Here is a 6,704-nt window from a genome sequence, read left to right as displayed (position 1 = left end):
GGCCTGGACCGACCGCACGACAGGGGCTCCGGCACACCGTAACGGCTGATGACCGATTTGTGGACGAGTTGCGCAGGAACGATGCTGCTGCGGCCCTGCTCAGTGCCCTGTGCTGGCATCCGGACCGTGCTGTCGGCGCCAAGGTCGTCCGCCGTACACTCCGGGAGTGACCGTCACCGCAACTTCCGTGGACGAGTCGGGCCAGGTGGAGCCGGAGGCCGCGCCCGCATCGCGCCTCTCCCGCCTCGTCCGTCTGGTCCCGGCCGCCGTAGCCGCGCTCTCCGGAGTGCTGCTCTACGTCAGTTTCCCGCCGCGCACCCTGTGGTGGCTCGCGCTGCCCGCCTTCGCCTGTTTCGGGTGGGTGCTGCGCGGCCGCAGCTGGAAGGCGGGCCTAGGGCTGGGCTATCTCTTCGGCCTCGGATTCCTGCTGCCGCTGCTCGTGTGGACCGGTGTGGAGGTCGGCCCCGGGCCCTGGCTCGCCCTGGTCGTGGTCGAGGCGATCTTCGTCGCGCTGGTCGGCGCGGCCGTCACCGCGGTCTCGAAGCTGCCCGCCTGGCCGCTGTGGGCGGCGGCGCTGTGGATCGCCGGTGAGGCGGTACGCGCGCGTGTCCCCTTCCACGGCTTCCCCTGGGGCAAGATCGCGTTCGGCCAGGCGGACGGCGTCTTCCTGCCGCTCGCCGCGGTGGGCGGTACGCCGGTCCTCGGCTTCGCGGTCGTCCTGTGCGGCTTCGGCCTGTACGAGATCGTGCGCCTGGCCCTGGAGAGCCGGCAGACCCGTGTCGTACGGCGGTCCGCGGCAGCCGTGGCTCTGCTGAGCGTGGCCGTACCTGTGGTGGGCGCGGTGGCCGCGCGGTCCCTGGTCAGTGACAAGGCCGAGGACGGCACCACGACCGTCGCGGTCATCCAGGGCAACGTCCCGCGCGCGGGGCTGGAGTTCAACGCCCAGCGGCGTGCGGTGCTCGACTACCACGTCAAGGAGACCCTGCGCCTGGCCGCGGAGGTCAAGGCGGGCAAGGTCGCGAAGCCCGATGTCGTCCTGTGGCCGGAGAACTCCTCCGACGTCGATCCCTTCGCCGACGCCCAGGCGTACACCGACATCGACGAGGCGGCCAAGGCGATCGGTGCGCCCATCTCGGTCGGCGGTGTCGTCGAACGGGGTGGCAAGCTCTACAACGAGCAGATCCTCTGGGACCCGGTGAAGGGCCCGACCGACACCTACGACAAGCGGCAGATCCAGCCCTTCGGCGAGTACCTCCCGATGCGCTCGCTGCTCGGGGCGATCAACAAGAACTGGACCAGCATGGTCCGCCAGGACTTCAGCCGGGGCACCAAGCCGGGCGTGTTCACCATGAACGGCGCCAAGATCGGGCTGGTCACCTGCTACGAGGCCGCCTTCGACTGGGCCGTGCGCTCCGAGGTCACCGACGGCGCCCAGCTGATCTCCGTGCCCAGCAACAACGCGACCTTCGACCGCAGCGAGATGACCTACCAGCAGCTCGCCATGTCCCGGGTCCGCGCGGTCGAGCACAGCCGTACCGTCACCGTCCCGGTGACCAGCGGCGTCAGCGCGATCATCATGCCGGACGGGAAGATCACCCAGAAGACCGGCATGTTCGTCGCCGACTCCCTGGTCCAGAAGGTGCCGCTGCGCTCCTCGGAGACCCCGGCCACGAAGCTCGGCATCCTGCCCGAGATGGCCCTGGTGCTCATCGCCGCGGTCGGCCTCGGCTGGGCGGTCGCCGCCGGTGTGCGCGGGCGGCGCGCGGGCGACGTGTAGCCGTACGCCTGCTGTACGCCTGCCGTGCGCACGGCAGTTCGTGGAGTGGCCATGGATCGTCCCGTTAGGGTCGGTGCATGGCTACTCCTGATTTCATCCGTACGATCCGGGCCTCCGCGGGGCATCAACTGCTCTGGCTTCCCGGGGTCAGCGCCGTCGTCTTCGACGACGCGGGTCGCGTCCTGTTGGGCAAGCGGGCGGACAACCACGAGTGGGCGTTGCCCTCCGGCATTCCTGAGCCCGGTGAGCAGCCCGCGGTGTGCGCGGTGCGCGAGGTGTTCGAGGAGACGGCCGTCGAGTGCGTCGCGGAGCGGGTCGTCATGGTGATGGCCGGGGGACCGATCAGTTATCCCAACGGTGACGCCTGCCAGTTCATGGACATCACGTTGCAGTGCCGGGCGGTGGGTGGGGAAGCGGCCGTGAACGACGACGAGTCGCTGGAGGTCGGCTGGTTCGAGCTGGACGCGCTGCCCGAGCTCAGCGATCACCAGCTGTTCCGGATCAAGCAGACCCTGGCTGATGCACCCACATGGTTTGACACTACGAGTTCTGACTGAAGTATGTGCTCTGCCCATATGTGGTGGGGCGGGGGCGCTGCCTAGGCTCCCCACATGACCGTGCCCAACACCCTTCCGGGACCCCACGCGAGCCTCCTCGGCCTCGGCGGCCGTACCGCCCTGGTCACCGGTGCGGCCGGCGGTATCGGCCGTGCCTGCACGCTGCGGCTGGCGGCCGCCGGGGCGAAGGTCAGAGCGGTCGACCTGGACGCCCCGGGACTGACGGAGCTGGTTGAGCAGGCGCGGGACCTCGCGGGCACCGTCGAGCCGCACGTCCTCGACCTCACCGACCTGGACGCCGCCGAGCACGCCGCCGCCGGCACGGACGTCCTGGTGAACAACGCGGGGCTGCAACTGGTGCGCCCCATCGAGGAGTTCCCGCCCGACGTCTTCCACACGGTGCTCACCGTGATGCTGGAGGCGCCCTTCCGGCTCATCCGCGGGGCCCTGCCCCATATGTACGGGCAGGGCTGGGGGCGGATCGTCAATGTGTCCTCCGTCCATGGGCTGCGCGCCTCCGCCTTCAAGTCCGCGTATGTGGCTGCCAAACACGGTCTGGAGGGGCTCTCCAAGACCGCCGCCCTGGAAGGCGCACCCCATGGCGTCACCTCGAACTGTGTGAACCCCGCCTATGTGCGCACCCCCCTGGTCGAGCGACAGCTCACCGACCAGGCACGGGCGCACGGCATCCCCGAGGAGCGCGTGCTGACCGAGGTGCTCCTGAAGGACAGCGCGGTCAAACGGCTCATCGAGCCGGAGGAGGTCGCCGAGGCCGTCGCCTATCTGTGCGGCCCGCACACGTCCTTCGTCACCGGCACCTCGCTCGTGCTGGACGGCGGGTGGACCGCGCACTGAAGCACCTGGTGCGCAGGCGATTTGCGAGTTTTCCACAGGCCTGACCGGCCGGCCCGGCGATGGGGAATCCTGTGAGCATGTCCAGCGATCACGTGCAGTCCGCCGAGCGTTCCGCCACCGTCACCGGTGCCGCAGCGCGACCGAGCAGTGCCGAGACGCCGTTCCTCGAGCTGCTGGCCCGGGGCGCCTCCGCCGACGCCTATGAGCAGCCGGTGCTGCTCGCCCGCGCCGACGGAAGACCGGCCGAGGCGATCGCCGGGCTGGAACACGCCAAGGTGCTCGCGCTGCGCGTGCGTTCGGAGCTGGAGGGACGCCGACGGCGCGAGGCCGAGCTGTCCGCGCTCTTCGAGACGGCCCACGACCTCGCCGGACTGCGCGACCTGGACGCCGTGCTGCAGGCGATCGTCCAGCGCGCCCGGTCGCTGCTCGGCACCGACATCGCCTACCTCAGCCTCAACGACCCGGCCAGGGGCGACACTTACATGCGGGTGACCGAGGGGTCGGTCGCGGCCCGCTTCCAGCAGTTGCGGCTGGGCATGGGGGAGGGGCTCGGCGGACTCGTGGCCCAGACGGCACGGCCGTACGTCACCGACGACTACTTCAAGGACGACCGTTTCCAGCACACCCTCACCATCGACTCCGGGGTGCGGGACGAGGGGCTGGTGGCGATCCTCGGGGTGCCGTTGATGCTCGGGCACCGCGTCATCGGGGTGCTGTTCGCGGCGGACCGGCGGGCGCGGGTCTTCGAGCGGGAGCAGATCGCCCTGCTCGGCTCCTTCGCCGCGCTCGCCGCGGCCGCCATCGACACCGCGAACCTGCTCACCGAGACCCGCTCGGCCCTCGCCGGCCTGGAGCGTGCCAACGAGATCATCCAGGACCGCAGCGGAGTCATCGAGCGCGCCTCCGACGTCCACGACCGGCTCGCCGAACTCGTCCTGCGCGGCGGCGGGGTCCACGACGTCGCCGCCGCGGTCTCCCAAGTCCTCGACGGAGTCGTCGAGTTCACCGAGACCGACGCCACACCCACGAGAGCGCTGGAGAAGTCCCGCGTCGAAGGGCACGCGGTACGGCATCGGGACGACTGGATCGCCGCAGTGGCCGCCGGCGGCGAACTGCTCGGCGCGCTCGTGCTGCGCGGCCACCCCGGCCTCGACCCCGTCGACCAGCGCACCCTGGAGCGCGCCGCCATGGTCACCTCCCTGCTGCTGCTCGCCCGGCGGTCGGCCGCCGAGGCCGAACAGCGCGTGCGCGGCGAGCTGTTGGACGACCTGCTCGACGCCCGTGACCGTGACCCGCGCCTGCTGCGGGAGCGTGCGTCCAGGCTGGACGCCGACCTGGACGCCACCCATGTCGTCCTCGCCGCCCGGCTCGACGGCACCGCAGCCGACGCCGACCAGGAGGCCGCCGCCCGCAGACGCCTGTGGTCCGCCGCCTCGCACCTCGCCGGTACCCGGCACGGCCTGGCCGCCGCCCGCGACGGTGGCACGGTTCTGCTGCTGCCCCTCGACCCCGGCGACACCGCTACGGACCTGGCCCGGCGCACCGCCGCCCACCTGGCAGCGGCGGTCCACGAAGCGGTCACCGTCGGCGCCTCCGCCCCCGTCGGGAAACCCGCCGCCCGGCCCGACGCCGTGGTCGCCGCCTACGAGGAAGGCCGCCGCTGCCTCGACGCCCTGCGGTTGCTGGGCCGTACCGGAGACGGCGCCGCCGCCGAGGACTTCGGCTTCCTCGGACTGCTCCTCGCCGGGGACCGGGACGTCGGAGGCTTCGTCGAGCGGACCATCGGGCAGCTCGTGCGCTACGACGAGCGGCGCGGCACGGATCTGCTACGCACCCTCGATGCCTACTTCGCCTGCGGCATGAGCCCGGCCCGGACGAAGGACGACCTGCACGTCCACGTCAACACCGTCGCCCAGCGGCTGGAGCGCGTGGGCCGGCTCCTCGGCGAGGACTGGCAGGAACCGGGACGCGCGTTGGAGATCCAACTCGCCCTGAGACTGCGGCGGTTGGCGACTCCGGTGGGGCGGTGACCCTCGTAGGCGCGGGGTGTACGAGGGCCGGCGGGCCGTGGGCCGCTCGTGCGGATCAGGCGGTGCGGGCGTCCGCCGTGCCCGCGGCGTCCGTGGCGTGCGGCGCGTCCCCTGTGTCTGTCGCCGCGGCGGTCGCGGGCCGGTCGCCGGTGGCGGGCTCGATCTCGGTCAGGTCGCGGTGCCGGGTCTCCTTGGCCACGCCCACCGCGATCAGGGTCAGGACCACCGCCGCGATCACGTAGAGGGCGATCGGGGTCGAGCTGTCGTAGTCGGCCAGCAGGGCGGTGGCGATCAGCGGGGCCGGGGCGCCCGCCGCGACCGAGGCGAACTGGGCGCCGATGGAAGCGCCGGAGTAGCGCATCCGGGTCGCGAACATCTCGGAGAAGAAGGCGGCCTGGGGTGCGTACATGGCGCCGTGCAGGACCAGGCCGATGGTCACGGCGAGGACCAGGTTGCCGAAGCCTCCGGTGTCGATCAGCGCGAAGAACGGGAACATCCACAGCCCGATGCCCACCGCACCCAGCAGATACACGGGCCGGCGTCCGACCCGGTCCGACAGCGCGCCCCAGGCCGGGATGACGGCGAAGTGCACGGCGGAGGCGATCAGTACGGAGTTCAGCGCCGTCTGCCGGGAGACACCGGCCGAGGTGGTGGCGTAGACGAGGATGAAGGCGGTGATCACGTAGTAGCTGATGTTCTCCGCCATGCGTGCGCCCATCGCGACGAGGATGTCGCGCCAGTGGTGGCGCAGCACGGAGACGAGCGGGAGTTGCTCGGGGTCGGTGCCGCGGGACGTTGCCCGGGCGGCGGTCTTGCGGGCCTGCGCCTGTGCCAACGCCTCCTGGAACACCGGGGATTCATCGACAGAGAGACGAATCCACAAACCTATGGCGACCAGGACACCGGAGAGCAGGAACGGGATGCGCCAGCCCCAGTTGCCGAAGGCCTCGTCCGACAGGACGGCGGTGAGCAGGGACAGCACTCCCGTCGCGAGCAACTGCCCTGCGGGCGCGCCGGTTTGGGGCCACGACGCCCAGAAGCCGCGCCGGCGGGCGTCCCCGTGCTCCGAGACGAGCAGGACCGCTCCGCCCCACTCGCCGCCGAGTGCGAAGCCCTGCACCAGGCGCAGCGCGGTGAGCAGGACCGGCGCCGCCGCGCCCACGGTCGCGTGGGTCGGCAGCAGCCCGATCGCGAAGGTCGCCCCGCCCATCAGCAGCAGGCTCAGCACCAGCAGCTTCTTGCGGCCGAGCCGGTCGCCGTAGTGCCCGAAGACGAGGGCGCCGAGCGGACGGGCCGCGAAACCCACGGCGTAGGTCAGGAAGGAGAGCAGGGTGCCGACGAGCGGGTCGGAGTCCGGGAAGAACAGTTTGTTGAAGACGAGCGCGGCCGCGGAGCCGTAGAGGAAGAAGTCGTACCACTCGATGGTGGTGCCGATGAGGCTGGCGGCGACGATTCGTTTGAGATTGGTGGGGGGTGGGGGAGCGG

5 protein-coding genes are annotated in these 6,704 nt (G+C 71.4%); 4 read left to right on the top strand and 1 reads right to left on the bottom strand.

Translation table 11 applies throughout. The features are described 5' to 3' along the window. Positions 1-166 precede the first annotated feature (166 nt). From lnt to ACNFOC_RS48705, 4 genes are all read left to right on the top strand, one after another. Positions 167-1,777: an apolipoprotein N-acyltransferase gene (lnt, locus tag ACNFOC_RS48720; RefSeq protein ID WP_416965427.1), complete on the top strand. Its 1,611-nt coding sequence runs from the start codon at positions 167-169 to the stop codon at positions 1,775-1,777. 77 nt (positions 1,778-1,854) lie between these two features. After that, positions 1,855-2,334, top strand: coding sequence for an NUDIX hydrolase (locus ACNFOC_RS48715; RefSeq protein WP_416965426.1), 480 nt, complete (start codon positions 1,855-1,857; stop codon positions 2,332-2,334). 54 nt (positions 2,335-2,388) lie between these two features. Next, entirely contained in the window at positions 2,389-3,189 is an 801-nt protein-coding gene (locus ACNFOC_RS48710) for a 3-hydroxybutyrate dehydrogenase (RefSeq protein ID WP_416965425.1), read from the top strand. Between the two features lie 77 nt (positions 3,190-3,266). Further along, on the top strand, positions 3,267-5,219 hold the full coding sequence (locus ACNFOC_RS48705; RefSeq protein WP_416965424.1) for a helix-turn-helix domain-containing protein: 1,953 nt from the start codon (positions 3,267-3,269) through the stop codon (positions 5,217-5,219). Between the two features lie 55 nt (positions 5,220-5,274). On the opposite strand, the gene ACNFOC_RS48700 is transcribed toward ACNFOC_RS48705, so the two are convergent. Continuing rightward, positions 5,275-6,704, bottom strand: a 1,430-nt coding sequence (locus ACNFOC_RS48700; protein WP_416965423.1) for an MFS transporter, incomplete at its 5' end; no start/stop codon positions are given.

Origin of the sequence: Streptomyces colwelliae, from assembly GCF_048158785.1 — a bacterium.
GTDB lineage: Bacteria > Actinomycetota > Actinomycetes > Streptomycetales > Streptomycetaceae > Streptomyces.
Note: the sequence above shows the minus strand (reverse complement) of the source record. Positions and strands in the feature narration are given on the sequence as shown.

Excerpts from the sequence above, each read along its gene's own strand:
- ACNFOC_RS48715 (WP_416965426.1), top strand. The coding sequence starts at position 1,855 with ATGGCTACTCCTGATTTCATCCGTACGATCCGGGCCTCCGCGGGGCAT.
- ACNFOC_RS48710 (WP_416965425.1), top strand. The coding sequence starts at position 2,389 with ATGACCGTGCCCAACACCCTTCCGGGACCCCACGCGAGCCTCCTCGGC.
- ACNFOC_RS48705 (WP_416965424.1), top strand. The coding sequence starts at position 3,267 with ATGTCCAGCGATCACGTGCAGTCCGCCGAGCGTTCCGCCACCGTCACC.